This window comes from Acinetobacter lwoffii, assembly GCF_022967985.1.
GTDB lineage: Bacteria > Pseudomonadota > Gammaproteobacteria > Pseudomonadales > Moraxellaceae > Acinetobacter.
In genome coordinates this window covers 49,712-75,964 of the sequence record NZ_JALJVC010000014.1, presented here as the reverse complement: position 1 = coordinate 75,964, position 26,253 = coordinate 49,712, and the positions used below count along the sequence as shown (strand labels likewise).

The window sequence follows — 26,253 nt, the reverse complement described above, 5'->3', positions numbered from 1 at the left end:
CAAAGGTTGAAATTAGTAAGTTTGAGTCGCTTTAAAGCTTTCAATACCTGCTTTGATTGCAGCTTCGATGTCTTTGTTGTAATCACCAGAGGCATCGATTTGTTGCATTAACGCAGCATGTTCTGAACGGAAGTAAGAAATCAACGCAGCATCAAAGTCTACGATTTTCTTAACGTCTACGTCAGCCATGTAGCCTTCGTTAGATGCATAAATTGAAACAGCTTGGTCAGCAATTGAGTAAGGAGCATATTGTTTTTGCTTCATTAACTCAGTTACACGTTGACCATGTTCAAGTTGCTTACGAGTTGCTTCGTCAAGATCAGAAGCGAACTGAGCAAATGCTGCCAATTCACGGTATTGCGCCAAAGCAGTACGGATACCACCAGACAATTTCTTGATGATCTTAGTTTGCGCTGAACCACCAACACGAGATACAGAGATACCCGCGTTCACAGCAGGACGAATACCTGCGTTGAATAATGATGTTTCAAGGAAGATCTGACCATCAGTAATCGAAATTACGTTGGTTGGTACGAATGCAGATACGTCACCCGCTTGAGTTTCAATAATCGGCAATGCAGTTAATGAACCAGTTTGGCCTTTAACTTCACCGTTAGTGAATTTCTCAACGTAGTCAGCAGATACACGAGAAGCACGTTCAAGTAGACGCGAGTGTAGATAGAACACGTCACCTGGATACGCTTCACGACCTGGTGGACGGCGTAAAAGCAATGAAATTTGACGGTAAGCAACAGCTTGCTTAGACAAGTCATCATAAATGATTAACGCATCTTCACCGCGGTCACGGAAGTATTCGCCCATTGTACAGCCAGAATACGGAGCTAGATACAGCATTGCTGCTGGATCAGCTGCAGCTGCAGCTACAACAGTTGTATACGCCATAGCGCCAGTTTCTTCTAGCTTGCGTACCACGTTAGCGATAGTCGATTGTTTTTGACCAATTGCTACGTATACACATTTAATGCCAGAGTTTTTCTGAGCGATGATCGCGTCGATCGCCATTGCTGTTTTACCAGTTTGACGGTCACCAATGATCAACTCACGTTGACCACGGCCTACAGGGATCATTGTATCTACTGATTTATAACCAGTTTGTACAGGTTGATCCACTGATTGACGCCAAATTACGCCTGGTGCTACTTTTTCAACAGCATCAGTTAATTTTGCATCAATAGGGCCTTTACCATCAATCGGGTTACCCAAAGCATCTACTACACGGCCTAAAAGTTCTGGACCAACCGGAACTTCTAATACACGACCTGTGCAACGCGCTTTTTGACCTTCTTGAAGGCTTAAGTAGTTACCTAAAACAACGACGCCCACTGAATCCTGTTCTAGGTTCAGTGCCATACCGTAAAGGCCGCCGTCGAATTCGATCATTTCACCGTACATAGCGTCAGCTAGGCCGTGAATACGCACAATACCGTCGGAAACCATAACAATGGTTCCTTCGTTCTTAGCGGTTGCGCTGGTGTCCAGATCGCCGATACGCTGTTTAATGAGCGCACTGATCTCGGATGGATTCAGTTGTTGCATTGCGCTATACCTCAATCTTTTTAAAGTTCAGTCTTCTTATTTATTAAGCAAGAAGACGAGTACGCATTTTTTCAAGCTTGTTAAGCGCAGAATCATCTATCACTTGGTCGCCTGCACGAATAACTACACCAGCAATCAGCGCTGGGTTAACTTCTACAGAAACATTTACCGCCGCTTCGAATTTTTTCTCTAATGCGTGAGTAAGAAGTTGTTCCTGTACAGAAGTTAATGGGAATGCAGATTCAATCACTACATCCACAGTATTGTTATTCTGTGATTTAAGCTGCTCATATTCTGCTGCAATCTCAGGAAGAAGAACCAAACGGTTATTCTCTGCAAGCAATGTCAGGAAGTTAGACACTGCTGCAGTTTGGTCTTCACCTAAAACTTTCGCAAAAAGAGCCACCTGCTCAGCAGGTGTAAGCTCAGGGCGATTTAGATAAGCTGAAAATGCTTCGTCTTGCACCGCAGCACTGAGCAATTCAAGTGCTGTTGACCAAGAGTCAGTTGCACTTTGCTCAGAAGCGTAAGCAAATGCTGCTTTAGCGTATGGGCGTGCCAACGTCAAGAGTTCAGCCATAATCCGCCTCTCTTAAAGTTTAGCAGCCAGCTGAGTCAGCATGGCATTGTGAGCTTCTGCATCAACTTGCTGGCTAAGAATTTTCTCAGCACCAGTTACTGCAAGAGCAGCCACTTGTTGACGCAATTCTTCGCGAGCAGCATTGATTTCAGTATCAACAGCTTCTTTAGCCTGTTGACGAATACGCTCACCTTCAGCCGCAGCTTGGGTACGCGCTTCTTCGATCAATTGTGCACCACGACGGTTCGCTTGTTCGATCAATTGAGCCGCTTGTGCTTTTGCCGCGTCTAACTCAGCTTTCACTTGTGCTTGCGCATCTGCAAGGTCAGCCTTCGCTTTTTCAGCAGCATTTAAGCCATCAGCGATTTTACGCTGACGTTCACTAATCGCATTGATTAGTGGTGGCCATACAAACTTCATGCAGAATGCGACAAAAATCGCAAACGCAATCGCTTGGCCAAACAATGTGAGGTTGATATTCATTGCAAATTCCTCAAATAGTGAATTTCGGAATTAAGCTGATTAACCTACAAATGGATTAGCGAAGATGAAGAACAAGCCAATACCAACACCGATCATAGGCACAGCATCAAGAAGACCCGCGATTAAGAACATACGAGTTTGAAGTTGTGGAGCCAATTCTGGTTGACGAGCTACAGCTTCAAGGAAACGGCCGCCTAGAAGACCAAAACCAATCGCAGTACCTAAAGCACCGAAAGCGATCAAGATAGCAGATGCAATTGCAACTAGACCTAAAGTGAGTTCCATGATAATTCCTCAGAGGTTAGGTTTTATACCAAATTAAGTTAAAAAATTGTGTGCCCAACCATCCGTTGACAGTTAGGCAATACCATTAATGCTTTTCGCTTGCCATACTCATGTACACGATAGTCAACATCATGAAAATGAATGCTTGTAGCGTAATAATCAAAATGTGGAAAATCGCCCAAGGCACAGACAACGCCCACTGTATCCAGAACGGTAATAACGCGATAAGAATGAAGATTAACTCACCCGCATACATGTTACCGAACAGTCGTAGAGCCAATGAAACTGGTCGCGCCAAGAAAGTAGTCAATTCCAACAATAAGTTGAATGGAATTAAAAGCACTTTAGCAACTGGATTACTTGGGTTAAATGGGTTCAGTGCTAACTCACCAACGAAGCCGCCAACACCTTTCTCACGAATACTATAGAAAATAATTAAGAAGAATACAGAAATAGACATACCGAGGGTAATGTTTGGATCTGTAGTCGGAACAATTTTAAAGTAAACCTGATGAGGGTCTACACCCAGCATAGAAGCAATCGCGTGTTGAGCTACATAAGGAATAAAGTCAACAGGGATCAAATCCATCAAGTTCATGAGGAAAATCCACACGAAAATGGTTAATGCTAAGGGTGCAATTAATCGAGACTTCCCGTGGAAGGTATCACGTACACTTGAATCTACAAACTCGATAATCATTTCAATTGCAGACTGGAACTTGGTAGGAACACCAGCATTAGCCGCTTTCGCAACCAACCAGAACAACAAACAGAAAATCAGACCCAGTCCGATAGACCAACCCATTGAATCCAAGTGAATAGCAGTGAACCCCATCTGTTGAGCTTCAGCACCGCTCTCGGCCAATTTCCACGTACCGTCCGGCATTTTGCCATAGGTCATGTTGGTCAAGTGATGCTTGATATACTCGGTCGAAGTAAGGGCATGTTCTTCAGCAGCCATAAATCACACCTGGTCAATGTCAAAAAACTAATAGAACAAACGAATATCGCGTGCTGCTTGATATCTCGCCTGCTCCTGAAAAACTTTTCAATTTCTTGTTGTGCTTATACTCATTTTTGTAGACGTGACGCCCAAAACGGAGCGACCCACGACATGGCTTGAACAAGTATAAAACCACAAAACAACGCCACCGCTGACAACGGTTTAACATTGCTTAAAATTAAAATGAAACCAACAATCACAATGGCAAACTTTCCCATCAAGCCTTTATACATGTTCGAAAGAACTTGTTTAGACGCGCGGGCTCCTGCTGCTCGAAACGATTGCCACGAAAAATAACAAGTCGCGAGCCAACATACCAGTGCACCTAATGCTGCACTCAAGGCTGCGGTTGAGTCTTTCACGACCCAGCCGATCAAGGCTGAAACAGGGATCATACAGGCTTGCAGGAGGACCAAAGCTTTCGCTAATCGTCGGTCAATCAAGCGACTAGTTCGGCTCATTATTTATTCACTCACAGCAATCATGCTTGACAAGTTTAACAGGTGATTATTTTTAATCGCAGGCATTATAGAGTTACACCCCTGAACATGCAATCTTTTCCCGACCTTAGTCGTGTTTTTTTAAATCGGGTCACTGCTGTTAAACTAATCAAAATCTGTCTATTTTTTAAATCATTAGCGTGCATTTAGTACACATTTCTGGGTTTCTGTGGCCAATTGCTGCCAAGCCTGCACAAAGTCCCCTGCCCCGCTCATGCTTTCATCGACATGCTGGAACAGTACCGGATTGAGTTTGCGGTACTGGTTTTCACTGGCATGACCTTCGGCCAGCAGGCACATTTTGCGTTGTGGACGATGATCCTGTAAAAACTTGATTTGCGCCACGGTTGGCGAAACATGCGGATCATCGGTCAGCGCACCCATGAATTTTAAATTGAGTGGGCGTTCCAGATACTGATAGGCATCGTGATAAGACCAATAGGGTTTGGCTTTGTTGCTTGAACTATAAAGCTGGGCCGTAGCAAACATGTTTTGTGCAAAGTCACGGGCATTTTTCCAGTAGCGTTCACGATGCTCCGGCAGTTGCTGCGAACGTAGCGCCGCAATAAAGAAACCTATCCGTACCGCATTATTCGGATCGAGCCAGACATGCGTGTCTACCGTATTTTTTAAGGCCTCGCCACGCGGATTACGCATCGGCAAGGTAGTCAAAATTCCGGAGTCTAAAAGTGCGATACCTTTATTACTTTCATTCAGCACTTTCGCCAAGGGTGCTTCATGCGCCTGACCCAGCCAGATCACCAGACCTGCATTCTGAATAGTTTTTCGATGCGCCGGAGTCAGACTCACATCATGTCCACTTTGGTTGGCCAGCAATAAAGTCGGCTGTTCCACACCTTGGGTAATTTTCTTGGCAATCAGATAGATCGGCTGCGTAGACACCACCAGACTTTGTGACCAACTGAGTGTACTGAACAATGCCAGCAGACTGATTGCAAGGAGACGGAACATGAGTAGAAATCACTTAAAAACGATAAAATCAGGAAGTGTTATAATATAACAAAAATACAAAAATACCTATGCCCAATCGAAACTCAGAACGCTTCATGTTAAGATTTGAAATCTATTAATTTTCAGTTTCGCACTTGAGGTGAACTATGGGTTCCTGTTCGCACGAACACCACAACGCATTGCACGGCGTGCACGACCATCCAAATGTCGCACAACGTCTTGCTGAAGCGGAAAGTCTTTGTGCAGCAAGCGGCGCACGCCTTACACCTTTACGTAAAGAAGTGCTGGAACTCATTCTGAATGCGCATGGCCCGATGGGCGCCTATGATCTGCTGGCACAAATGAAAAATGCCAGTGATCGTCCTGCAGCACCACCAACGGTGTATCGCACTCTGGATTTTTTATTAAGCAAAGGGCTGATTCATCGCCTGACCTCGATCAATGCCTATATCCCCTGTTGCCATCCGCGCGAAGGGCATCAGGCCGCTTTTTTAATCTGTACCGAATGTAAAGCCGTGAAAGAAGCGTCGGCTCAGGGCCTGCTCGATCAGCTTGATGCACTGGCCAGCTCGGACGACTTCACGGCACATCACAGCATTATCGAAATTTCAGGAATTTGTCAGCAGTGCCGCAACAAAGCTTAAGTGCCTCTCCCCTGATTCAGCTCTCCAAGATCTGGGTTAAGATCGATGAGCGCGATATCTTAAAAGCCATTGATTTCTCGTTACAAGAGAAAGAAATTGTCACACTGATCGGTCCCAATGGCGCTGGTAAATCGACCTTAATTAAAGTCATGCTGGGCATTTTGAAACCGCAATCAGGTGAGATCAAAACTGCGCGCAAGCTGAAATTTTCTTATGTGCCACAAAAATTCAATCCATCCCATAGCTTGCCGCTACGAGTGAAAGATTTATTGGCACTAGAAAAATGCCCGTCCCAGATTAAAACCGAAATTATTCGCGATACCGGCATTAGTAAACTGCAAGATTCTAAAGTTCAGCAGTTGTCTGGCGGCGAACGTCAGCGGGTGCTATTGGCCCGCGCCTTATTACGCCAGCCGGATATTTTAGTCCTCGATGAGCCGATGCAAGGTCTGGACATTCAGTCCGAAGCTGAGCTGTATGAATATGTACGCAACTTGCCGGAAAAATATGGCTGTGCCGTACTGATGGTTTCACATGACCTACAATGGGTGATGCAAGGTACAACTCGAGTCGTGTGCTTGAACAAGCATATCTGCTGTAGTGGGCTGCCGGAAAGCGTGCAGCAACATCCCGAATATCAGGCAATTTTTGGCACCAATCGAGTGTTCTATCACCATCATCATGATCATTGCGCGCATGGCGATTCTGCCACTCCCTGTCAGCATGATTCACGCCCTCATATTCACCCCGAGCCGGAAGCTTAAACCATGATGGATTGGTTACAACTCCTTTTACCTGCATGGATCATGGGAACGCTGTTGGTATTTCTGACTGCTCCGCTGGGCTGTCTCATGCTCTGGCGGCGTATGTCATTCTTTGCCGATACCATGGCACACGGTACTTTACTCGGTGTTGCCATTGCTGGAGCTTTAAGTTTACCGCTCTGGATGGGAGTCACTTTTATTGCCTTATTATTGGTAGGTATTTTGTGGGTGCTGCATGATCCGCGCCTACCCAATGATGCTTTGCTGGCCTTATGTTCAGCAACACTGCTTTGCTCGGGATTATTGTTCATTCAGCATTTACCGAGTTTAAGACCGGAACTTCTCAGCTATCTATTTGGTGATCTACTAACGATTTCTTGGACGGACTTACCCACCTTTGCCATTGTGATTATTCTGGCCTTAGCCGTCCTCTATAAAAGCTGGCAAGCGCAGATTCAAATCGCGATTGATCCGGACATGGCGGTCAGTGAAGGTGTAAATGCCAAATGGCAACGCCTGATCTTTATGTTGTTATTGGCATTGTTTACCGTGCTTGCCCTGAAAGCAGTCGGTTCACTCTTGATGGGGGCATTACTGGTGATCCCTGCCCTGACCGCACGACTCCTTGCACACTCACCCAAACAAATGGTGATCTGGGCATTCGTGATTGCGCAAATTGGGGTGACCGTGGGCCTATGGTCGAGTGCCGGTCTCAATACTTCGACTGGTTTAACCATTGTACTGACCATGGCGGTGCTATTTGCACTGATCTTCTGTGTGCAGAAGTTTAAAAAGCTGAATTAATCTTTCTGTTAAATCATTATGATTTTCTAATGATCTATTCCGCCTCTCTCCTTTAAGGAGAGAGCAAAGACTCTTTATTGATGCACCAAACTCAATAAAAATGCAGCGCCGGCAAATAACCCGGCAAAAGTCCGGTTCATGACTTTTTGTTGTTTCGGCGATCTAAGCAGCCTTAAAACTTTAGCAGCCAATCCGGTATAACCCGCCATCACAATCAGATCAATCGTCACCATTGTCGCAGCCATAATCAAATACTGAATCCATTGTGGCTTAGACAAATCCAGAAATTGCGGCAAGACGGCCAGTAAAAATACGATGGCTTTAGGATTAGTGATATTAACCAAGAAACCATGCAGTACCAGTTTCCCTCTCGATTTTCGCGCCAATTCATGTTTAATTTCGATAGATTGTACAGGTGCTTTCCATTGCAAAATAGCCAAATACAATAAATAGCCGACACCAAACCATTTCACCACTAAAAATGCCCATGGGGTTGTCGCAAACAAAACTCCCACGCCTGCCGCAACCACTGCAATCTGTACCAATAATGCCAGTTGCAGGCCCAGCGCATTCCAGTAACCATGCCGAAAACCATAATTCAGTCCACTCGACATGGAAGCAATCGCTCCTGCGCCCGGAGACACACTAATCACCCAGCAGGCCAGCATATAGGCAAACCACATTTGATAGGACATGAACATTTCACTCAGAAAAACCCACCCAATATTATATGAATTTTCTAATAAAATCAGGCTAAAAACCTGCTTAAATATAAAGTATCAGACTATTCACTCTGTCTGGCTTCAGGCACAATATGCACATTAAAAACAGGATCTATCCTTACAGGAGCCATGAATGACAGCCCAATCGGTAATCTTGCCACTTCCTTCAGATCATGCTCGCTTTATTGTGTTACGTCTTAAAGATTTGAGTATTGAGAAATTAAAAGAACAACTCGAACATTTGTTTACTTCTCGTGATCGGCTGATCACGCAACACCCTCGAGCACAAATTAAAACAGGCGTAGCTTTTGGTCCTGAACTGTGGGCAAAACTTTATGATCAAGCTCCTGCAGGCTTTAAACAACTCGAGCCGATTCAAGGTTCATTTGAAATGCCTGTGGTTCCAGCAGATATGATCATTCATATTGCCAGTGCCCGTGCTGATATCTGTTTTGCGCTCAGTCAGGCTTTTTTTGAAGGCATTCAGGATCAGGTTCAAGTACTGGATGAACGGGTTTGCTTCCGCTATTTTGATGGTCGTGACATAACTGGCTTTATTGATGGAACTGAAAATCCGCAATTCCCGGATGATCGTGCAGAAGTCGCGTTATTAGGTGAAGATTCAGGTATTTTCCAAGATGGTTCATTTATTTTTGCCCAGCGTTATGCGCATAACCTGGAAAAATGGAAAAAGTTAAAAGTTGATACTCAAGAACAGGTTATGGGTCGCACCAAACTTGAATCGATTGAGCTGGATGATGAAGTCAAACCTGAAAATGCGCATGTGGCACGTACTGTAGTGGAAGATGAAGAAGGTGAAGAAATGGAGATCCTGCGTCATTCTCTACCTTATGGTGACGGACGTGGTGACCAGGGGCTATTCTTTATAGCTTATACCAAAGACCTTACGATTATTGATGCTATGTTAGAACGTATGTTCGGTACCTCTGGCGATAGTATTCATGACCGTCTGCTGCATTTCGTAACCCCATTGGATGGCGCATATTACTTTGCGCCGAGTGAGGAGTTGCTGGAAGAGGTTTTGAAAGGGTAACTTTTAATATTCAATTTAAATTAAAAATAAAAGGCTTTAGATTTTTTTAAAGCCTTTTATTTATTAGTTTTAGTTAAATTGTTTTCAGCTATCTTTTAAGTAAGCCAAATTTTTATCTGTGATTCAGATTAATTACAGTTCTTCGTTAAAACTGATTTTGGTATTCTTTTCTTATACATATCAAATTTTTTAGCAATATTTTTATTTGTACTTCCAATAAATGATTTATTGCTAACTAACTCTATATCATTATCGGAATTAGTACTATCATCTGCAATGAGATCTTTTAACTCATCATCAGTAACCAAAAATCCATTTTTATATCTATATTTCAAGTAAGATGTTTCTATTAAATTATTTTTTTTAAACTTAAAGTTATATTTTTCTTGACCATTTTCCCCATAAATATTGAGTAGAAGTGAGCAAAAATTTCTATCTTTATACAATTCAATTCCACCACCTTCTGCGCTTATTCCTTCATTCGTGAGATCTAGTTCAAATACTTTTTCTTCAATATTTTTCCTAATGCTCTGATTCGCTGAGCTATTGCAAGCAGTTAAAAATATTAAGAGGATTATATAAAATTTATTGAATATCATATTTTACCTTTAGAGGGTCACCACCCGCACTCTCAGTTAACTCTCTAAGCTGAGCCATTGTTTTCCCAGTTTTAAGCTGAAAATGGGGATTATCGATAATTGATTTCCAATCTCCACCCCATTCCAATCCAATCCCCTTTCCAATAGGAGCAATCTTTTTAAGGATCTTGATATTTTTCTGGTCTGATTTTACATCCATATGCAATTTACCGTCCTCCCACAAAGGAAACACATCAACTGCTAGGGCAAAATTATGATTGCTTTGCCCTCCTCTTGCATTCGTTACCACACTGCCAGAGGCTGTTCTCCCTTTTGCATATAAAGCATCTTGCTGTGCATATGTACGATAATCCTGAACAATTACAAGCTGTACTTGGTGTTTAGTATATACATCATTAATGAATTTTCTAATTTTATCTCGGACTTGGGGATGCAACTTTGCTATTGATTTTTCATTTCTCTGTGAAACTTTAGAGCGAGTAGGAACAGAAGATTCTACCTTCGTTGTTGGTGCATTTTCTTTATTCTTAGATGCATCCTGTTTTACTATTAGTGGAGTAGAAGGCTTTTTATCATCATTTTTCGTTTTCGCAATAGTAAATGCTGCTTTACGAGCATAAACTTTTAATTTTTGATTCTGAATGAGCTTGTCACTAGCTAAACCATTTAACTTCTTGATTTCATCTATAGAATTACCTGTTAATTTTGCAATCAAAGGTAAAGTATCTTTTTGTTGAACAACAATAATATTTATTTTCTCTTGCTGGCTAGATTCTGTTACTTGTGATTTTCCATTCGATGCAATTGTTGAGGATTCTGCTTTCTTAACTGGAAGTTTGAGAATTTGCTGTGGATGTATATCTATATCGCTTTTTAAATTATTAAGATGTATCAGTTCAGCCACGGTTGTCTGATTATCCTCTGCTATTCGAGATAAATAATCACCTTCAGCAACGGTATACGTAGACCTTATATATTTACCTGTCGCCATATCTTTAGCTGACAAACTCATCCCTTTAAGCAACACTTTAGGACTACGTATAATAAAAGTTGTCTTTTCTCCAATAAGTTGTATTTTTACTTTGGGTTCATATTCACCAGATATAAAACTTTTAATTTTTACATCAATGATTGTACCTATTGGACGCTTAATCCAAACAGATTCGCCAATAGGAAGAGTAATATAATCAGATATTAGCGATGAGCCCGCCCATAGCTGATGAGCTAAATCATTAATGGGCTGGTCAAGGGCATCCAAAAATTTAATATTTGCTAAACAATCCATACTTATATCCCTTCATCATGTTCATGATTGTCAGTTAATCCACAATTACACTCATGTTCAAAATCACCATCTTCACCACTGTCGTCTATTGAAACAGTCCATTCATCAGCTGTGCCAATCAGAATATCGTAATCTTCATTATTGTAAGTATTCATACGTTGGGTTCGACCATGCTGATCCAGCGTTCCAGACACGTAGGTATTGTTTTTATTATTGATCAATTTATATTTAACATCTGCAAAGTTAGCCTCATAGAACAGATCATAAAAATCCCATTTATTTGTAAAAATTTTAATATCTTGAGCAATAGGTAAAGTGGGTATTTCAGTTTTAACTTTTACTCCACTAACAAAATTGTGCTGCCCTGCCTTACACTCAAATTTCCCACCAGTCGTGACCACTACTCCACTACCATTGATCTTAATTTGAGACCCTCCAGCGTTCAGTATAATCTCCTTCGGACTGGTGATTTCGATCTTGTCTTCAGTCGAAATAAGCTTGATTACCTTATGGGCGATCGCTTCAATTGCATCATCTTGAGCTTGTATCTCAATTTTGCCATTAGCGGCATAGAGACTTGCACCCTCTTGAGCAGCAAATAAACTGATCTTGTCCTGTGCATGAGCAACTAAAGACTTCTGTGTGGAAAAATGAATATTGTCCCCGGCACTCTGATTGATTTGCTGATCAGCGGATAAATGGATATTTTCCTTTGTGCTCAGTGCAATCGATTGGGGTGCGGTTAACAGCATCACCGCCTGTCTAAATGCGGCAGCCTTGGCTTGATCTTCAGCTTCAATCTGATTCAAAAACTGTTTTAAACTATCAAAAAATTCCAATGGATCAGCCTGCTGTTTTTCTGCAATATCACTCAAGGCTTTACTATGATTGAGATTCGATTCAAGCTGTTCTTTGGCTGAGTCAGCATCCAGGTGATTGCCTGCGGCTGACTCTTGCCCATAAGTGGAAATCAGCAAGCCTTTCCCTGCACGTATGGCACCCCACTGGTCTGTCCTTAGTTCAAAACCTTCTCCTCGACCTTCGCTGCTTTCACTTTCTTTAGGATGGCTTAGATTTCCCAGATTGAGCTGACTGGCTGCATGACTACTTTGCAGCTGCGCACTAATCTGTTCAGGGGTATCATCGAAACGCAACTGGTTAAAGCCATCCCCATCGACCTCCTGAGAACGGATGCCACTGAGTTTTTTGGTCGCAGGAAGTTCTCCTTTTGCATCAAAAAACATGGTCGGATGCCGTTCTGCTTCATGAATCCGTCCCACCACAAAGGGCCGGTCGATATCACCTTCAAAGAAGTCAATCACTACAATTTCGCCAATTCGCGGATGCAACCTGATGCCATAACCCTCACCCGCCCAAGGGGTCAAAACATCCACCCAAGCAGAATCGCTATCATTGTCATTGCTACCTGCGCCGCCATCATGCTGATGATCCTCACTCCGGGTAAACAGAAAACGAACTTTCACCCGCCCCCATGCATCGACATGAATCGTTTCACCTTCAGGTCCGACCACTCGAGCCCGTTGCGGATATGCAGCAGGCCGATGAATGAAGGGGTGGTACTCAGGAACAACCTGGATTTCACGGCGCACCATCTGTAGTTCATTGGCCTGTCGTTCCTCCTGTGTCATCTGCCAGCCGCTCTTCTCAAGCAAACTGTCCAGCTGAGATAAGATATCTTTGGGTAAATTGTTCTGGTTATAAAACCGCTTAGCTAAAATCAGAAATTCACGTTGATGGGCAGGATGCTGATCAATTTCAGGATGCTGTTGCAGTTCAAACCAGTATCCAACCTGAGCATCTCGTACGCTGCTACTGGCTTTAAAATATTTAGACTGCAAAGCATGATAGTCACTGAGCTGCTGATTGAGTCGATCCAGTTGGGCTATACCAGATGCTGTCACCTGATCCTCATGATTTAAGTCGCCGGTCCAAGCCGGACTGATGTTCCACGCATCTTCAAGCTGAAGAGTGGCATTTGCATGGATATCACTTTGCTGATGATTACTGAATAAAGGCTGGCTTTGATCCTGGGCAAGTTGCTGGGCATGCCAACGCTGGGTCTGGGTACTATTCGGATTGAGCTGACGTACCGCAATCAGACTGTTCAGCGTGTCGAGCTGTTCGGTGGCATGACTGCGATGAAACCGGATGGAGCGGCGTTTTAAAGCTGAAAAATATTGGGAATGATCTACCAGTTTTAAAAGCTGATCTTGAATCTCGCTGGCTGATACAGGCACAGTTAATTGCCTTTCATCAATCAGCCAGTTAATTCCTTCGCTACGCCATAAACGGGTCAGAAAATCATAATCCGATTCATTCGACTGCATTACAAAAGGTCGGACATCATAGTCCCGGCTGAGTCCTGTCAAATCCAGGCTGAGACTGGCCGCGAATAATACACTTCTGTTTTGCCATTCACTGAACAGGATTTCACTGATCTCGCGCACCGTCTTATTCATAAAAACCCGACTGTTACGGCGCTTCTGCCAGAGTGCAGTCGGATCATTTAGCGTCAATTTATACAGGGTCAAAGCTCCATCATTCTGCCCTTGACTGGCTGCAGTAATAATGCCCGTAGTCCGGAAAAGTTCACCCCGGTCTGTGACCTGATCAATGGCCACCCGACAGCCGATAAACTGTTTCAAGGCAATATGAGCATGAGTGGAAAGACAGATCAGTTCAGCCTGCAGGCCTTGATTGATCTGATGCTGACCCTCAATACGCTGAATCAAAACCTGATGATTTAAAGGAGGATGTGAAAACTGTAAATGTAGCGCACGATGCTGTCGCTTAAGCCCGAGCTGCTCCACCAGCATATGGATAGGTTTTGGCATTTTATAGTTATAATTTTAAGCTTTATTATTGTGCGGCAGATTTTAGGAAAAGTTATCCATTTCGTCCAGTTCACGATGCATTTCACATAATTAGGCCTTTAATTTATGGCCCTTCAATTAAAAATCTTAAATTGCATGTGGTACATCTTAATTAAAAATATTGCTCAATATTCCCTATTTTTCCGATTATCCTATACGGAACTTGCTGCTACACTCATTCAGATCTCATTCTTCAAGGCCAAGGACATGCTGGAACTCCCTTCTAAATTACCCGATTTGGGCGTGACCATTTTTAGTACCATGTCGGCCTTGGCACAAAAACTCGGAGCCTTGAATCTTTCTCAAGGATTTCCAGACTTTGCAGCGCCTCCTGCCTTGATTGAAGCTTTAAACCGGGCTAGCCAGAATGGATTTAACCAGTACGCTCCGGGAGATGGTCTGCCAGTCTTGCGAGGTCTAGTGGCAGATCTCTATCAGCAGCGTGATCAACTGATTATTGATCCTTTCGAGGAAATCACGATTACGCCTGGGGCCACGATTGCGATTTTTTGTGCCATTCAGGCCACAGTGCGCGCCGGTGAAGAAGTAATTATTTTCGACCCGAGCTATGACAGTTATGGCCCTGCGGTACAACTGGTCGGGGCAAAGCCAGTGCATATTGCTTTGCAGCATCCTGATTTTTCTGTGGACTGGAATCAGGTCAAAGATACCATTAATGACCGTACCCGCATGATTGTGGTAAATACTCCACATAATCCGAGTGGTAGTGTCTGGTCCAAGGCAGACTGGCAGCAACTGATCGAGCTGATTCGCGAGCGCAATATTGTGGTGCTGTCGGATGAAGTCTACGAACATCTGGTTTTTGACGGCGTTCAGCACTATTCGGCCTGGTCATTTCCAGAACTTCGTGAGCGGAGTTTTGTGATTGGTTCTTTTGGTAAAACCTTCCATGTCACTGGCTGGAAAACCGGATTTTGTATTGCTGCACCCGCACTGATGAAAATGTTCAGACAGATTTATCAGTTTGCCAGTTTCTGTGGTGTGACGCCCGTTCAGGTTGCCTTGGCGGAATATATGCAACTGCATCCTGAGCATATACCTGAACTGTCCTCTTTCTATCAAAACAAACGGGATTTATTTAACTCATCCATTGAAACGTCACGCTTTAAATGGACACCTTCTCAAGGGACTTATTTCCAGAACTTAGATTATTCAGAGATTCGGCCTGAGCTCGATGATTTATCCATGTGCCATTTTCTGGCAGAACAACATGGGATTGTCGCGATTCCAGTCTCTGCGTTCTACCAGCATCCTCCTACAGATTTACGCTTGCTCAGGTTCTGCTTTGCAAAAAAAGAACAAACCTTGATCCAGGCAGGTCAAATTCTTTCAAAGGTTTAACTCATTTTTTAACTAAAAATCTCATAAAATAAATGCCTTAGTTACTTAAAAGCTAAGGCTTTTTCTTATATTCTGCCGAATAATAGCTGCATCAACAAATAGATGATAATTCAATCACAGGATGTCGCATGGCACAGCACTCACTGATTCATCAACAGAATTTATGGAAAGCCTTTCTGGTATTTCTGTTGCCATTAATTGCGACCAATATCCTGCAAAGTCTCTCCGGCACGATCAATACGGTTTTTGTGGGACAAATGCTCGGAGTGAATGCGATTGCTGCTGTTGCCGTTTTTTTCCCGATCCTGTTTTGTCTGATGGCCTTTGTGATTGGTTTATCGGCCGGCTCTACCGTATTGATTGGCCAGGCTTGGGGCGGGAAAAATATAGAAAAAGTGCGCTGTGTGGTCGGTTCAACTTTATTTATGACCTTGATTGGCGGCAGCTTGATTGCACTTTTTGGGGTAATTTTTGCTGAGAATATTCTCTTGGCGCTTGGCACAGATCCGGATGTGATGCATTTATCCTTGCCCTATGTGCAATGGATGCTGGCGGGTAGCCCCTTAATCTTTATCTATATTATTTATACTTCCATCTTGCGCGGTGTTGGGGATAGTACCACCCCCCTGTTTGCTTCCGCACTTACCATTGGGGTCGGTTTGGTGGTGACACCGGTCCTGATTGCCGGTTATTTTGGCTTTCCTAAAATGGGCATTATCTCACCGGCGATTGCCACCATTCTGGGAAATCTGGCGGTTCTGTTGTTTTTAATCCTGTATTTGAACTATAGGCAACATCCGCTCAAGCTGGACTGGGCCTTATTAAAAAATATTCGTCATCAACCACAGTTGAGCAGAATGATCTTGAAACTGGGGGTTCCTACTGGTGTGCAAATGGTCACGACTTCAGTTGCCGGACTGGTAATTGTCGGATTGGTCAACCGCTATGGCGCAGAAGCAACAGCGGCCTATGGTGCAGTCAATCAGGTCTTAAATTATATTCAATTTCCGGCTTTGTCGATTGCAATTGCCGCATCTGTATTTGGTGCGCAAGCGATTGGCGCAGGTAAATCGGATCTGCTCAATAAAGTGACCCGGACTGCGCTGAGTATGAATATCCTGTTTACCGGCGGTCTGGTGATTCTGGCCTACCTGTTCTCCAAATATCTGATGGCGCTGTTTATTACCGATCCTAAGGTTGTAGTACTGGGACAACAACTGCTGTTTATTGTGCTGTGGTCGATTCTGTTCTTTGGTGCCAGTGCCATTTTTGCTTCGATCATGCGTTCAAGTGGAACGGTGACCGTGCCAATGTTAATCAACATTTTTGCCATTCTCTGTATTGAAGTTCCCGCCGCTTATCTGTTTAGCCGGTGGTGGGGTCTGGAAGGTATCTGGTATGCCTATGCGTTGGCCTTTGTCAGCCTGTGTATTTTGCAGGGACTGTATTATCAGTTTGTCTGGAAGAAAAAAACGGTTGAAGCGTTGATTTAAATGCAGGTTTTTTTACGTGCCTAAAGCATTACAGTAGTTAATACTCTCCTTTGCAAAAAATTAGCCCCTATCACAGCGATAAAAAAACCCGCTTTCGCGGGTCTGTTTTACAATTTCTTAAGCAGACTTTTTCTTTCTTTTACCAAATTGGGTCGCCAGTGCAGTGACATGCTGATAACCGGTCGGCAAGATTCGCTGAATCAGGTCTATCGCTTTGGCATCATTGCCGATGAGCAGACGGCGCTTGTCTTTTTGTACCGCCTCCAGAATTTGACGGGCAGCTTCTGCAGGTGGACAACGCAATAATTTATTAAAATTACGGGCCGATTTTTCCGGATTCATACCTAAAGTCAGCAGGCTGTTATTCATTTTTGCTGCATTGGCAATGTTGGTACGGATACCCCCCGGATGCACACACAGTGCACTCACGCCACAATTTTCCAGATCCAGTTCCTGACGCAGGGATTCAGTAAAACCACGCACGGCAAACTTGGTCGCATTATAAGCAGACTGGGTCGGCTGAGCTGTTAAACCAAACAGGCTGGAAATATTGATGACATGACCATCGCCAGTTTTCTTGATCAATGGCAGGAATTCTTTGGTACCGTAAACCACGCCCCAGAAATTGATTCCGACGATCCATTCCAGCTCTTCATAAGATGCCCCTTCAACGGTTGAACCCAGTGCAACGCCGGCATTGTTAAAGATCATATTGATACTGCCATGATCCTGTTCGACCTGTGCCGCCCAGTTACGCACCTGTTCCAGTTCAGCCACATTCAATTTTTGCATGGTGACACGAACATCAGTCCCTTGGAGTAATTCTACAGTTTGTGCCAGACCCTGTTCATTAATATCACTCAGTGCCAAATGACAACCCTGCTGGGCCAGTAATACTGCCAGTTGCTGACCAATACCTGAACCGGCACCGGTAATCGCAGCAACTTTATTGTTAAAATTTTTCATTCAATTTCCTTATGTAAACCACTGCCATTCCATGACAGCAGGATCTTGTTCTGTTGTTTCAGGAGCTAGCACAGATCCTCAATATAGTTTTGACAATATAGATTGTCAATAATTATCCCATGTCCTTAGAGGCCAAATTTCAGGGGAGCATTTCTATATAGGTCTAAGCGTGATTTATTGTTAAGATATTCAAAATCTTCATGCAGATGAGCACACAGGCCTTATGACCGATTCAATCGACTCAGCAGTAAAATCACGACCCGCCAAAACCAAGGAACGTCAGTTTAAAGGCCTGTCGATGGCTGAACGGCAGCAGGCACGTCGTGAAAAGCTCATCGAAGCCGGGATTGAAGCCTATGGTAGTTATGGTTTTTTTTCAGTTACTGTCAAAGATATCTGCAATGAAGCCAAACTGACTGAACGTTATTTTTATGAATCCTTCAAGAAAAGCGAACATCTGTTTCAGACCATTTTCCTAAAACTGATTGATGAACTGCAACAGAATGTGATGCAGGCCATGATGCAGGCATCGAGTGATCCGAAAAAAATGATCGAAGCCGGTTTGAGTGCGCTGCTCACTACCCTGCGTGACAATCCGCGCATGGCACGGATCATTTATATTGATGCCATGCTGGTGCAGGAGCTGCATAATCAGGCCACTATTCATGAAACCATGTCACGTTTCGACCGGATGATTCATGCCTTTGTCATGTTGATGATGCCGCAGTTAAATCGTAGTGAACAGGAAATTTCACTGGTGTCGACTGGTTTAAATGGTTATGTCACCCAAATTGCCATTCGTTGGGTAATGAGTGGTTTTAAGTATTCGCTTGAGGAAGTTTTATCGTCTTGTAGTGTGGTTTTTTTGGCGCTGCTCGAGTCATTTTCCGAGAAAAAATAGCTGTTAAATCCTGTGCTTAATAGGATTTCCTGCATTTACCAGTCAGTTGCAGATTTATGCTGTACTACGGAAATGAGTAAAATTAATTTATGATTTTTTAACAAGTTTCTGCATTATATTTGTCACAAATCTTTGCGAATATCAGCAGTTTTTCCCTTTCTGCAATGATACTGTCATAATTAGTCTTTGTAATAAGCCTGTCATAAATATAAAACGGTTCACCGTTTACATGAAATAGGGTATTGCGTTGTGAAAGATGACTACATATTAATCGTCGATGACGAGCTCCCGATTCGGGAAATGATCCATACCTCTCTGGATATGGCCGGTTTTCAGTGCTTACAGGCAGAAGATGCCAAGCAGGCGCATCAGATGATTGTGGACCAGCGTCCGGCATTAATTTTGCTGGACTGGATGATGCCGGGTGGTGTGAGCGGTGTGGACCTGTGTCGTCGTCTGAAACGTGATGAAAGCCTGTCAGAAATTCCGGTGATCATGCTGACAGCGCGCGGTGAAGAAGACCACAAGGTACAAGGTCTGGATGCCGGTGCCGATGACTACATGACCAAGCCATTCTCGACCCGGGAACTGGTCTCCCGAATTAAGGCGGTACTGCGCCGCGCCAATGCCCTGAGCGGTGAAAAAACCATTGATGCCAATGGCCTGATTCTGGATCCGGTCAGCCAGCGGGTGAATTTTGGTAACAACATTCTGGAAATGGGGCCGACTGAATATCGTTTGCTGGCATTCTTCATGACCCATCCGGAACGTGCCTATACCCGTGCGCAATTGCTGGATCAGGTGTGGGGCGGTAACGTCTATATTGAAGACCGGACCATCGATGTACATATCCGCCGTTTGCGTAAAGTGCTGGAACCTTATGGTGTAGACCGTTTTGTACAAACCGTTCGCGGAACGGGGTATCGCTTTTCGACCCGTTCAGATGTCGCTTTAGGTTAATATCTTTTAAGGTAAATCTTGTTTTATGTATGAACCCTACCCTGTCCCCGAACTGGCACGCGAACATAAAAGAATCCGTTACAGTAGCTTATGGGATTTTGCGAAACAGGATTTACGCTTACTGGCTTTTTTCCTGATTATCGCCAGCTTTATCGGTTTTGGGATTGGGTATTTCTGGGTTTGTATCGTAATTGCTTTCGTGGCGTTCTTTGCGACCCAAATGCGTTCCTTATATCTGGTCAATGAATGGATTTCCAATCGCCCTTATGATGTTCCACCAAATATTGGCGGGATTTGGGGTGCGCTACTTTTCAATGTTTACCGCGCCCAACGTCAGGAACGGATTGTTCAGGCGGAAATGGTCGAACTGATTGATCGTGCACAGTCTTCACTGGTGGCCTTACAAGAAGCTGTGGTACTACTTGATGAAAACCAGCAGATTGAATGGTGGAATCCGGCAGCCGAACGTCTGCTCGGAATCTCCAGTGACGACCGTCGCCGTAATATCCTGACCTTGCTACGCCAACCAAGCTTTATCGAATACTATCACCATATTGATGAATCTCCCGACGGCCTGAAAATGCGTTCTTCGCTGTTCGAAGACCATTATGTGCAGGTCAAAATGACCCGTTTTGGTGGAGAAAGCCGGGTACTGGTCGCTTATGATGTGACCAGGATGCATAATCTGGAACAGATGCGAAAGGATTTTGTCGACAATATTTCACATGAACTGCGCACTCCTTTGACCGTGCTCAGTGGCTATATTGAAACCTTTACCGATCAGGAAGATATTAATCCACGCTGGAAACGCGCTTTTGATCAGATGCAGTCGCAAACCCGACGCATGAATGCTCTGGTCAACGACCTGCTGCTGCTGTCACGTCTGGAAAATGATAAGAATATTGCCAAAAACCAGATCATTGAAATGCCGAGTCTGATGAACCAGCTATTCGATGATGCCCAGGCCTATAATATTGATTATGGTCATACCCTGAATCTGGACATTGACAGTCATTGCGATCTGATCGGTTCAGATATGGAATTGGCTAGCGCCTTTAGTAACCTGATCACCAATGCCATCAAGTACACGCCTAAAGGCGGCACCATCACCATCGGCTGGCATGATGATGGTGAATCGGCTTATTTTGTGGTGCAAGATAACGGTATCGGGATTGATCCCAAGCATCTGCCACGTCTGACCGAGCGTTTTTACCGCATCGATTCAGACCGCAGCCGCCGTACTGGCGGTACCGGTTTGGGATTGGCAATTGTCAAACATGTGCTGATGCAACATCAGGCACATCTGGAAATTGAGTCTAAGGAAAACCAAGGCTCTACCTTTAAGGTGATTTTCCCCAAAGAGCGTCTCAGCTTTCCAGAGTAAGATACCCATCAAAAAAGGTGCCATCGGCACCTTTTCTTTTAAGTACTTAAGAGCTGATCTGTTTTTCTTTGGACAGTGCACGCGCATAGGCTGCACGTTGCGAGACCCGTTTCAGATAGGCTTGAATCGCTGGATAGCTTTGACCCGTCCGGCTCTGCATCGCTTCTAAAGGAAAACTCATCTGAATATCGGCAAAACTGAAATGCCCGGCAAAATAATCATGCTCGCTCAAATAGCTTTCCAGAAACTGGATATGATCTTTTAAACGGCTCTGTACAAACTGTTTTTTCACTCCATCACAGATTTTCTTGGCCACCGGCCGAATCAGCAACGGGGTATGTTTTGGTACAGTGGTCATCACCAGTTGCATTACCAGCAGCGGCATCAACGAGCCTTCCGCATAATGCATCCAGTAACGGTACTGGGCCTTGTCGGCAATATCTTCTGGGCGAAACTGCTGCTGTTCATCATAAGTTTCCTGCAAATATTCCAGGATCGCCGCAGATTCTGCCAGTACCTGCGACTGATCGACCAGAATCGGAGCCTTACCCAACGGATGGATCTGTTTTAAGGCCGGTGGCGCAGAAAGGTTGGGTTGACGTTTATAGTATTTAACCTCGTAATCCAGTCCTAATTCTTCCATGGCCCACAGGATACGAAATGATCGTGATTGTTCGAGATGATGTAAAACACGCATATTAGACTCATGATTTTATTGTTTTTGCCCACTGAGCATAGCAAAAAGCAGCAGACTCTAGCTCATTTTTTGATGACTGTAATGATATGTATCCTATGTTGCAGATTCATTATTTGAGTTCAACTCAGACAGCGTTCCATATTCCCATCATTTTTAGCATTTATCGGGAAGCCCGCATCTGGTCTGGAAGTGCGGGCGCTTCTAAACGTGGTCCATCATAGGCAGGAATGGAACCAAAACGTTCATGACCTTCAATCCATTGTTCCCGCGCAATTTTAAGTTCCTCTGTCGTGCGCCCGACCAAATTCCACCACAGTAAAATCGGGCTTTCAAATGGCTCCCCACCAATCAATAGCAGCCGGCTCCCGGCATGAACTTCAGCATTGACCTGCTGTAAGCCGGGCTCCAGGATCAGCATATTATCTTCATTTAGTTCATGCCCATTTATACTGGCCGTCCCCTCAAGCACCATAAAGCCATATTCAAATTTCGGATTCAGAGGCAAGCGCGCACTAGTACTTTGAGCTGCATACAGGTCTACTCCGAGTAGTTCGCTATGTACTTTAACCGGTGATCTCGTTTTTAAATATTCTCCGACCAGCACGGTAAATTCAATGCCTTGCTCATTGACGACCGGCAATTCAGGATAATGTTCAAAACCTGGTGCCATATTGATCTTGTCGTCCGGCAAGGCAATCCACAACTGTGCTGCATGCATATGGGTCTCACTTTCCGGAGAAACTTCAGTATGTGAGATACCATAGCCCGAGGTCATCAGATTGACCTGCTTGGGACGAATCAACTGCTGATTTCCCAGACTGTCATTGTGCATCATGCTGCCTTCGATCATCCAAGTAAAGGTCTGCAGACCAATGTGTGGATGAGGGCCGATATCCAGACCATCTCCTTGCGGGAAAATGGCCGGACCCGCATGATCCAGAAAACACCAGGCACCTATCATGCGCTTATGTCTGCTTGGCAAGGCACGTTTAATCACGGTGCCCTGTCCGATTTCCGCGCGACGTAAAGGAAACTCCTGAATAAACTGATTCACATACTTTTCGCAATCATCAGAATTCGACAGTTCAATATCACTATTATTCGACATGGCTGAGCTTACCTCGGCATTTTCATTCTACTTTTTGAGTGGGTGAGACATGTATTTGACCGATTCAAGATGCCTCTCTGTTCAGGACAATGTACAGGGTCTATGGGCAAAATCTATCCCTGGAAATATTTAGATACGTATAAAACGCCTCACTAGTCCCATCAATTTAAATTCTGAAAAGCTGATGAGATTTATATTCAAAGCCCCAAACTTGAGTTTTAACAAGTCAATCATGATTTAGGTACATGACGTTAGGAGTTTAAATAAACTGAAGATCAGGAATGTCATTTATGTTTCACGTGAAACGAATCCACAACAACTAAAGACCCCAATGAATAAGATGATTATTCATGTATTTCAATCACTTTCAATTTTATAAAACACAAATTTTGTTACGTTTTAGCTTTAAAAACTTCCCGGATACCCAATTTTTGGGAGGTTATTTTTTACTCAAACACGGCATAATAGGCACCTATAAAAATAATACTGGACCAGGACATGTCTGCTCAGAATGAGAATATATATTCAACGGCGAATGTATCTTTTCAAAATTCGACGACCGATAAATCACTGAAATTATCTGAATGTGATCTGCAAAACCGTCAGCTGATTGAACAGGCGCTGACAGATCCTCATGCCCGTATCCCTGCCCTGTTTCAGCAGTATTTTCATGATTATGTCTATACGCATAGTCATCATAACTTGCGTCAAATTAACTATCTGGCGCAAATTGCCTTTTTACTGTATTTCTTTGCCGATATCCTGATTATTCCAGACATGTTTTTTATTTCTGGTCTGATGCGCGTCGTTCTGGTTCTGGGGGCGATGTTTTGCTGTTATTACCTGTTTAAAAAATATAAAAATATTCAGATTTTGGACAGAATCTTGCCGATAGGCACCACTGTAGCTGCAGCGGCCTGGATTAGCTTACTCGCGCTTTCAACCAGTCCCCATGTTGCCACCTATATTTATGCCTCTGCGATCTTTATTCTTATCGCCAATCTCTGTGTGCAGACCCAGTTTAAAGTCGCAGTCTATTGCTCCATCTTGATTGCGCTGTTTATCATGCTTGGGGTGACCCAGTTCATGAGTGCCTCTCAAGCCTTTATTTTTAGTGTGGTCTTTAGTCCACTGTGGTTTTTTAGCATTTATATTAACTGGAATAATATTCTGAATGTGCGGCGTTCTTTTCTGCGCTCCCTGCTTGATGAATGGAACTATCAAACCTTAAAGAATCTGGCACATACCGATGATTTGACCCAGCTCTACAACCGTCGCCATTTTGTCGATATGGCTGAACGCTCTATTCATCAATGGCCCAAACATGCCAGTAGCTGCCTGTTGATGTTTGATGTGGATCATTTTAAAAATATTAATGATAGCTATGGGCATGATGTCGGTGATCGGGTGCTACAACTGATTGCTGAAGTGACCCGTAAAGAAATGCGGCATAGCGATGTACTGGCACGTTTTGGCGGGGAAGAGTTTATCGCTCTCCTGGAAGATACTCAGCTACAAGACAGCCTGGTGATTGCAGAACGAATTCGTTGTGCAATTCAAAAGCAGTATATTTATGTTGAATCCAATCATGCCATCCGGTTCACCATTTCGATCGGTGTTGCAGAACTAGAATCCCATACCCAGACTCTGGAAGATCTGATCAAACAAGCCGATATTGCCTTATATCAAGCCAAGAAGTCTGGCCGAAACCGGATTGAAGTCTATCATCCGGATATGCTGAATAAGCCCAAGCCAGCAACAGAAAATCCCTGGAATGTATTTAAGCCAGACACTCAACCAGCCCAGTCAACGGCGAATTAAAGCTGAATCATTAGTCTGTTCTATAAGCTAGGATCATTCTTAGAATGCGTTAATCGGGGATTTCATTTTATAAAATAAATTTGATTCTTCCACTTTTAAAATATCCAACAAAAGAATAGAATATTTTTTATACAACTATATATAAATTTCATCTTATTCATTTTTATATATTTTAATTTGGGAAGGCTGCATGCCGCATGATAACGAAAAAGAATCACGTACCCTGATTCAGGAGGCTCTTCAAGATCCGCTTGTTCGTATTCCTGCACCTCTAAAACCGGCCTACTATGCTTATCAGAAAAAACTCACTTTAAAATACTTATTACAGGTCAATTTATTCGCACAGCTGGCATATGCCTCTTATACCCTCGCCGATATTCTGGTGCTGAATGATATTCTCAAGTTACTCATTTTGACCAAAATCAGCTATACCATCCTGATCGTACTGATCACGATCTGGATGTATCACTCTTACCGCAATCTGCCTGTCTTTGATCTGCTCTTGCCTACCTCGATTATTGGTGCAAGTGCCATCTGGTTTTTTAATCTGAATCAGTCTGAAAGTGCTTATACCCTCATTTATCAATATGCCTCCTTAGTCTTTATTGTACTGGCCAATTTATGTGTGCAGATCCGGTTCTGGCCGTCTTTGATTACTTCAAGTCTGATTACCCTGATGATTTACATCGGTGTATATTTCAATACTCGGTCTGACCTGTACCAGATGTTTTTATTTTCCCTGATTTATCTGCCGGTATTGACCTTCAGTCTTTATATTAGTTGGAGCTCAACCTTAAAATCACGCATGGTATTCTTGCAGCATACCCTGAATGAATATAACCGGCAGGCCTTTGAAAATATGGCCCATACCGATTCCCTCACCGGCCTGAATAACCGTCGCTGTTTTGAATATCTCGCGCAACAACTGGTACAACAGAATTTTGATCAACCGGTACCTATGAGTTTACTGGTATTTGATGTCGATCATTTTAAGCAGATTAATGATCGTTATGGTCATGATATCGGAGATCAGGTCTTACAGACGATTGCCCTGAGCACACGCAGTGAAATGCGACAGCATGATATTTTGGCACGCTATGGCGGTGAAGAATTTATTGCATTTTTACCCGAAACCTCTCTGGATGAAGCGCTAAAAGTTGCCGAGCGTTTAAGGCATAACATTGAAAATATTGTGATCGATCTAGACAGCCAGCATCGTTTCAGTTTTAGCATTTCGATTGGTGCTGCCATTCTGGAAAGCTGTGAAACAGATTTAATGACCCTGATTAAACAGGCCGATATTGCCTTATATCAGGCTAAAGCCAATGGACGGAATCGGGTTGAAGCTTATGATCCAGATCTGGAGCAAAGTTTAGCTGGGGAGCTGCAAAACTGGCAGGTTAAACCGGCTTAAA

Annotated in this window: 25 protein-coding genes; 11 read left to right on the top strand and 14 right to left on the bottom strand. The window is 43.6% G+C overall.

Translation table 11 applies throughout. The annotated features are described in order from the left end of the window. Positions 1-12: 12 nt before the first annotated feature. From atpA to MWG72_RS09780, 7 genes are all read right to left on the bottom strand, one after another. Positions 13-1,557, bottom strand: coding sequence for a F0F1 ATP synthase subunit alpha (gene atpA, locus MWG72_RS09810; protein WP_004644861.1), 1,545 nt, complete (start codon positions 1,555-1,557; stop codon positions 13-15). 43 nt (positions 1,558-1,600) lie between these two features. Continuing rightward, complete coding sequence (locus tag MWG72_RS09805; protein ID WP_004644860.1) at positions 1,601-2,137, bottom strand: F0F1 ATP synthase subunit delta; 537 nt, start codon at positions 2,135-2,137, stop codon at positions 1,601-1,603. Between the two features lie 12 nt (positions 2,138-2,149). Then, on the bottom strand, positions 2,150-2,620 hold the full coding sequence (locus MWG72_RS09800; RefSeq protein ID WP_004280990.1) for a F0F1 ATP synthase subunit B: 471 nt from the start codon (positions 2,618-2,620) through the stop codon (positions 2,150-2,152). Between the two features lie 39 nt (positions 2,621-2,659). Beyond that, the gene (atpE, locus tag MWG72_RS09795; protein ID WP_000424060.1) at positions 2,660-2,905 is read right to left on the bottom strand and encodes a F0F1 ATP synthase subunit C; all 246 of its coding nucleotides are present in this window, start codon (positions 2,903-2,905) and stop codon (positions 2,660-2,662) included. A gap of 85 nt (positions 2,906-2,990) precedes the next feature. Next, positions 2,991-3,866 (bottom strand): F0F1 ATP synthase subunit A, encoded by an 876-nt coding sequence (atpB, locus tag MWG72_RS09790; protein ID WP_004644859.1) that lies wholly within the window; start codon positions 3,864-3,866, stop codon positions 2,991-2,993. Positions 3,867-3,976: 110 nt separating this feature from the next. After that, the gene (locus MWG72_RS09785; protein ID WP_004280982.1) at positions 3,977-4,369 is read right to left on the bottom strand and encodes an ATP synthase subunit I; all 393 of its coding nucleotides are present in this window, start codon (positions 4,367-4,369) and stop codon (positions 3,977-3,979) included. 174 nt (positions 4,370-4,543) lie between these two features. Continuing rightward, positions 4,544-5,380, bottom strand: a complete 837-nt coding sequence (locus MWG72_RS09780; protein WP_247143933.1) for a metal ABC transporter solute-binding protein, Zn/Mn family — start codon at positions 5,378-5,380, stop codon at positions 4,544-4,546. A 146-nt stretch (positions 5,381-5,526) separates the two neighbouring features. Here MWG72_RS09780 and MWG72_RS09775 point away from each other — a divergent pair, with 146 nt between their 5' ends. From MWG72_RS09775 to znuB, 3 genes are read left to right on the top strand one after another with little or no spacing between them, the layout of a single operon-like run. Next, a complete protein-coding gene (locus MWG72_RS09775) occupies positions 5,527-6,024 on the top strand; it encodes a transcriptional repressor (protein WP_004280980.1) in 498 nt (165 codons plus the stop codon). Beyond that, positions 5,997-6,788, top strand: a complete 792-nt coding sequence (gene znuC, locus MWG72_RS09770) for a zinc ABC transporter ATP-binding protein ZnuC (RefSeq protein WP_161785335.1) — start codon at positions 5,997-5,999, stop codon at positions 6,786-6,788. Before MWG72_RS09775 ends, znuC begins: the two co-directional genes overlap by 28 nt. A gap of 3 nt (positions 6,789-6,791) precedes the next feature. Continuing rightward, a complete protein-coding gene (znuB, locus tag MWG72_RS09765) occupies positions 6,792-7,592 on the top strand; it encodes a zinc ABC transporter permease subunit ZnuB (protein ID WP_004280978.1) in 801 nt (266 codons plus the stop codon). 74 nt (positions 7,593-7,666) lie between these two features. Here znuB and MWG72_RS09760 read toward each other — a convergent pair whose 3' ends face one another. Then, positions 7,667-8,287, bottom strand: coding sequence for a LysE family transporter (locus tag MWG72_RS09760; RefSeq protein WP_004280977.1), 621 nt, complete (start codon positions 8,285-8,287; stop codon positions 7,667-7,669). Between the two features lie 160 nt (positions 8,288-8,447). Between MWG72_RS09760 and MWG72_RS09755 the strand changes: the two genes are divergently transcribed. Beyond that, a complete protein-coding gene (locus MWG72_RS09755) occupies positions 8,448-9,368 on the top strand; it encodes a Dyp-type peroxidase (protein WP_148334833.1) in 921 nt (306 codons plus the stop codon). A 128-nt stretch (positions 9,369-9,496) separates the two neighbouring features. On the opposite strand, the gene MWG72_RS09750 is transcribed toward MWG72_RS09755, so the two are convergent. The 3 genes from MWG72_RS09750 to MWG72_RS09740 are packed head-to-tail and all read right to left on the bottom strand — an operon-like array spanning position 9,497 to position 14,107. Beyond that, a complete protein-coding gene (locus MWG72_RS09750; RefSeq protein WP_247143932.1) occupies positions 9,497-9,967 on the bottom strand; it encodes a hypothetical protein in 471 nt (156 codons plus the stop codon). Then, entirely contained in the window at positions 9,954-11,252 is a 1,299-nt protein-coding gene (locus MWG72_RS09745) for a LysM peptidoglycan-binding domain-containing protein (RefSeq protein ID WP_247143931.1), read from the bottom strand. Before MWG72_RS09745 ends, MWG72_RS09750 begins: the two co-directional genes overlap by 14 nt. Positions 11,253-11,254: 2 nt before the next feature. Then, on the bottom strand, positions 11,255-14,107 hold the full coding sequence (locus MWG72_RS09740) for a type VI secretion system Vgr family protein (RefSeq protein WP_247143930.1): 2,853 nt from the start codon (positions 14,105-14,107) through the stop codon (positions 11,255-11,257). A 246-nt stretch (positions 14,108-14,353) separates the two neighbouring features. Here MWG72_RS09740 and MWG72_RS09735 point away from each other — a divergent pair, with 246 nt between their 5' ends. Both MWG72_RS09735 and MWG72_RS09730 read left to right on the top strand, forming a co-directional pair. Further along, complete coding sequence (locus MWG72_RS09735) at positions 14,354-15,508, top strand: methionine aminotransferase (RefSeq protein ID WP_148334848.1); 1,155 nt, start codon at positions 14,354-14,356, stop codon at positions 15,506-15,508. Positions 15,509-15,636: 128 nt separating this feature from the next. Next, positions 15,637-17,001 (top strand): MATE family efflux transporter, encoded by a 1,365-nt coding sequence (locus MWG72_RS09730; protein WP_005249600.1) that lies wholly within the window; start codon positions 15,637-15,639, stop codon positions 16,999-17,001. Positions 17,002-17,118: 117 nt separating this feature from the next. Here MWG72_RS09730 and MWG72_RS09725 read toward each other — a convergent pair whose 3' ends face one another. Then, the gene (locus MWG72_RS09725; protein ID WP_247143929.1) at positions 17,119-17,967 is read right to left on the bottom strand and encodes an SDR family NAD(P)-dependent oxidoreductase; all 849 of its coding nucleotides are present in this window, start codon (positions 17,965-17,967) and stop codon (positions 17,119-17,121) included. 223 nt (positions 17,968-18,190) lie between these two features. Between MWG72_RS09725 and MWG72_RS09720 the strand changes: the two genes are divergently transcribed. From MWG72_RS09720 to phoR, 3 genes are all read left to right on the top strand, one after another. Beyond that, positions 18,191-18,868, top strand: coding sequence for a TetR/AcrR family transcriptional regulator (locus MWG72_RS09720; RefSeq protein WP_247143928.1), 678 nt, complete (start codon positions 18,191-18,193; stop codon positions 18,866-18,868). Positions 18,869-19,117: 249 nt separating this feature from the next. Further along, on the top strand, positions 19,118-19,828 hold the full coding sequence (phoB, locus tag MWG72_RS09715; RefSeq protein WP_004280972.1) for a phosphate regulon transcriptional regulator PhoB: 711 nt from the start codon (positions 19,118-19,120) through the stop codon (positions 19,826-19,828). A gap of 25 nt (positions 19,829-19,853) precedes the next feature. Further along, the gene (phoR, locus tag MWG72_RS09710) at positions 19,854-21,212 is read left to right on the top strand and encodes a phosphate regulon sensor histidine kinase PhoR (RefSeq protein WP_005245337.1); all 1,359 of its coding nucleotides are present in this window, start codon (positions 19,854-19,856) and stop codon (positions 21,210-21,212) included. A gap of 46 nt (positions 21,213-21,258) precedes the next feature. Here phoR and MWG72_RS09705 read toward each other — a convergent pair whose 3' ends face one another. Further along, positions 21,259-21,909 carry a glutathione S-transferase family protein gene (locus MWG72_RS09705; RefSeq protein WP_005245338.1) on the bottom strand — a complete coding sequence of 217 codons (651 nt, stop codon included), beginning with the start codon at positions 21,907-21,909 and terminating at the stop codon, positions 21,259-21,261. A 160-nt stretch (positions 21,910-22,069) separates the two neighbouring features. Then, a complete protein-coding gene (locus tag MWG72_RS09700; RefSeq protein WP_005108391.1) occupies positions 22,070-23,017 on the bottom strand; it encodes a pirin family protein in 948 nt (315 codons plus the stop codon). 498 nt (positions 23,018-23,515) lie between these two features. On the opposite strand from MWG72_RS09700, the gene MWG72_RS09695 reads away from it, so the two are divergent. Continuing rightward, on the top strand, positions 23,516-24,838 hold the full coding sequence (locus MWG72_RS09695; RefSeq protein WP_005264631.1) for a GGDEF domain-containing protein: 1,323 nt from the start codon (positions 23,516-23,518) through the stop codon (positions 24,836-24,838). A gap of 190 nt (positions 24,839-25,028) precedes the next feature. After that, positions 25,029-26,252: a GGDEF domain-containing protein gene (locus tag MWG72_RS09690; RefSeq protein ID WP_247143927.1), complete on the top strand. Its 1,224-nt coding sequence runs from the start codon at positions 25,029-25,031 to the stop codon at positions 26,250-26,252. Position 26,253: the final 1 nt, after the last annotated feature.

Coding starts and splice junctions, on each gene's coding strand:
- atpA (WP_004644861.1), bottom strand. CDS start 1,557: ATGCAACAACTGAATCCATCCGAGATCAGTGCGCTCATTAAACAGCGT.
- MWG72_RS09805 (WP_004644860.1), bottom strand. CDS start 2,137: ATGGCTGAACTCTTGACGTTGGCACGCCCATACGCTAAAGCAGCATTT.
- MWG72_RS09800 (WP_004280990.1), bottom strand. CDS start 2,620: ATGAATATCAACCTCACATTGTTTGGCCAAGCGATTGCGTTTGCGATT.
- atpE (WP_000424060.1), bottom strand. CDS start 2,905: ATGGAACTCACTTTAGGTCTAGTTGCAATTGCATCTGCTATCTTGATC.
- atpB (WP_004644859.1), bottom strand. CDS start 3,866: ATGGCTGCTGAAGAACATGCCCTTACTTCGACCGAGTATATCAAGCAT.
- MWG72_RS09785 (WP_004280982.1), bottom strand. CDS start 4,369: ATGAGCCGAACTAGTCGCTTGATTGACCGACGATTAGCGAAAGCTTTG.
- MWG72_RS09780 (WP_247143933.1), bottom strand. CDS start 5,380: ATGTTCCGTCTCCTTGCAATCAGTCTGCTGGCATTGTTCAGTACACTC.
- MWG72_RS09775 (WP_004280980.1), top strand. CDS start 5,527: ATGGGTTCCTGTTCGCACGAACACCACAACGCATTGCACGGCGTGCAC.
- znuB (WP_004280978.1), top strand. CDS start 6,792: ATGATGGATTGGTTACAACTCCTTTTACCTGCATGGATCATGGGAACG.
- MWG72_RS09760 (WP_004280977.1), bottom strand. CDS start 8,287: ATGTCCTATCAAATGTGGTTTGCCTATATGCTGGCCTGCTGGGTGATT.
- MWG72_RS09755 (WP_148334833.1), top strand. CDS start 8,448: ATGACAGCCCAATCGGTAATCTTGCCACTTCCTTCAGATCATGCTCGC.
- MWG72_RS09750 (WP_247143932.1), bottom strand. CDS start 9,967: ATGATATTCAATAAATTTTATATAATCCTCTTAATATTTTTAACTGCT.
- MWG72_RS09745 (WP_247143931.1), bottom strand. CDS start 11,252: ATGGATTGTTTAGCAAATATTAAATTTTTGGATGCCCTTGACCAGCCC.
- MWG72_RS09740 (WP_247143930.1), bottom strand. CDS start 14,107: ATGCCAAAACCTATCCATATGCTGGTGGAGCAGCTCGGGCTTAAGCGA.
- MWG72_RS09735 (WP_148334848.1), top strand. CDS start 14,354: ATGCTGGAACTCCCTTCTAAATTACCCGATTTGGGCGTGACCATTTTT.
- MWG72_RS09730 (WP_005249600.1), top strand. CDS start 15,637: ATGGCACAGCACTCACTGATTCATCAACAGAATTTATGGAAAGCCTTT.
- MWG72_RS09725 (WP_247143929.1), bottom strand. CDS start 17,967: ATGAAAAATTTTAACAATAAAGTTGCTGCGATTACCGGTGCCGGTTCA.
- MWG72_RS09720 (WP_247143928.1), top strand. CDS start 18,191: ATGACCGATTCAATCGACTCAGCAGTAAAATCACGACCCGCCAAAACC.
- phoR (WP_005245337.1), top strand. CDS start 19,854: ATGTATGAACCCTACCCTGTCCCCGAACTGGCACGCGAACATAAAAGA.
- MWG72_RS09705 (WP_005245338.1), bottom strand. CDS start 21,909: ATGCGTGTTTTACATCATCTCGAACAATCACGATCATTTCGTATCCTG.
- MWG72_RS09700 (WP_005108391.1), bottom strand. CDS start 23,017: ATGTCGAATAATAGTGATATTGAACTGTCGAATTCTGATGATTGCGAA.
- MWG72_RS09695 (WP_005264631.1), top strand. CDS start 23,516: ATGTCTGCTCAGAATGAGAATATATATTCAACGGCGAATGTATCTTTT.
- MWG72_RS09690 (WP_247143927.1), top strand. CDS start 25,029: ATGCCGCATGATAACGAAAAAGAATCACGTACCCTGATTCAGGAGGCT.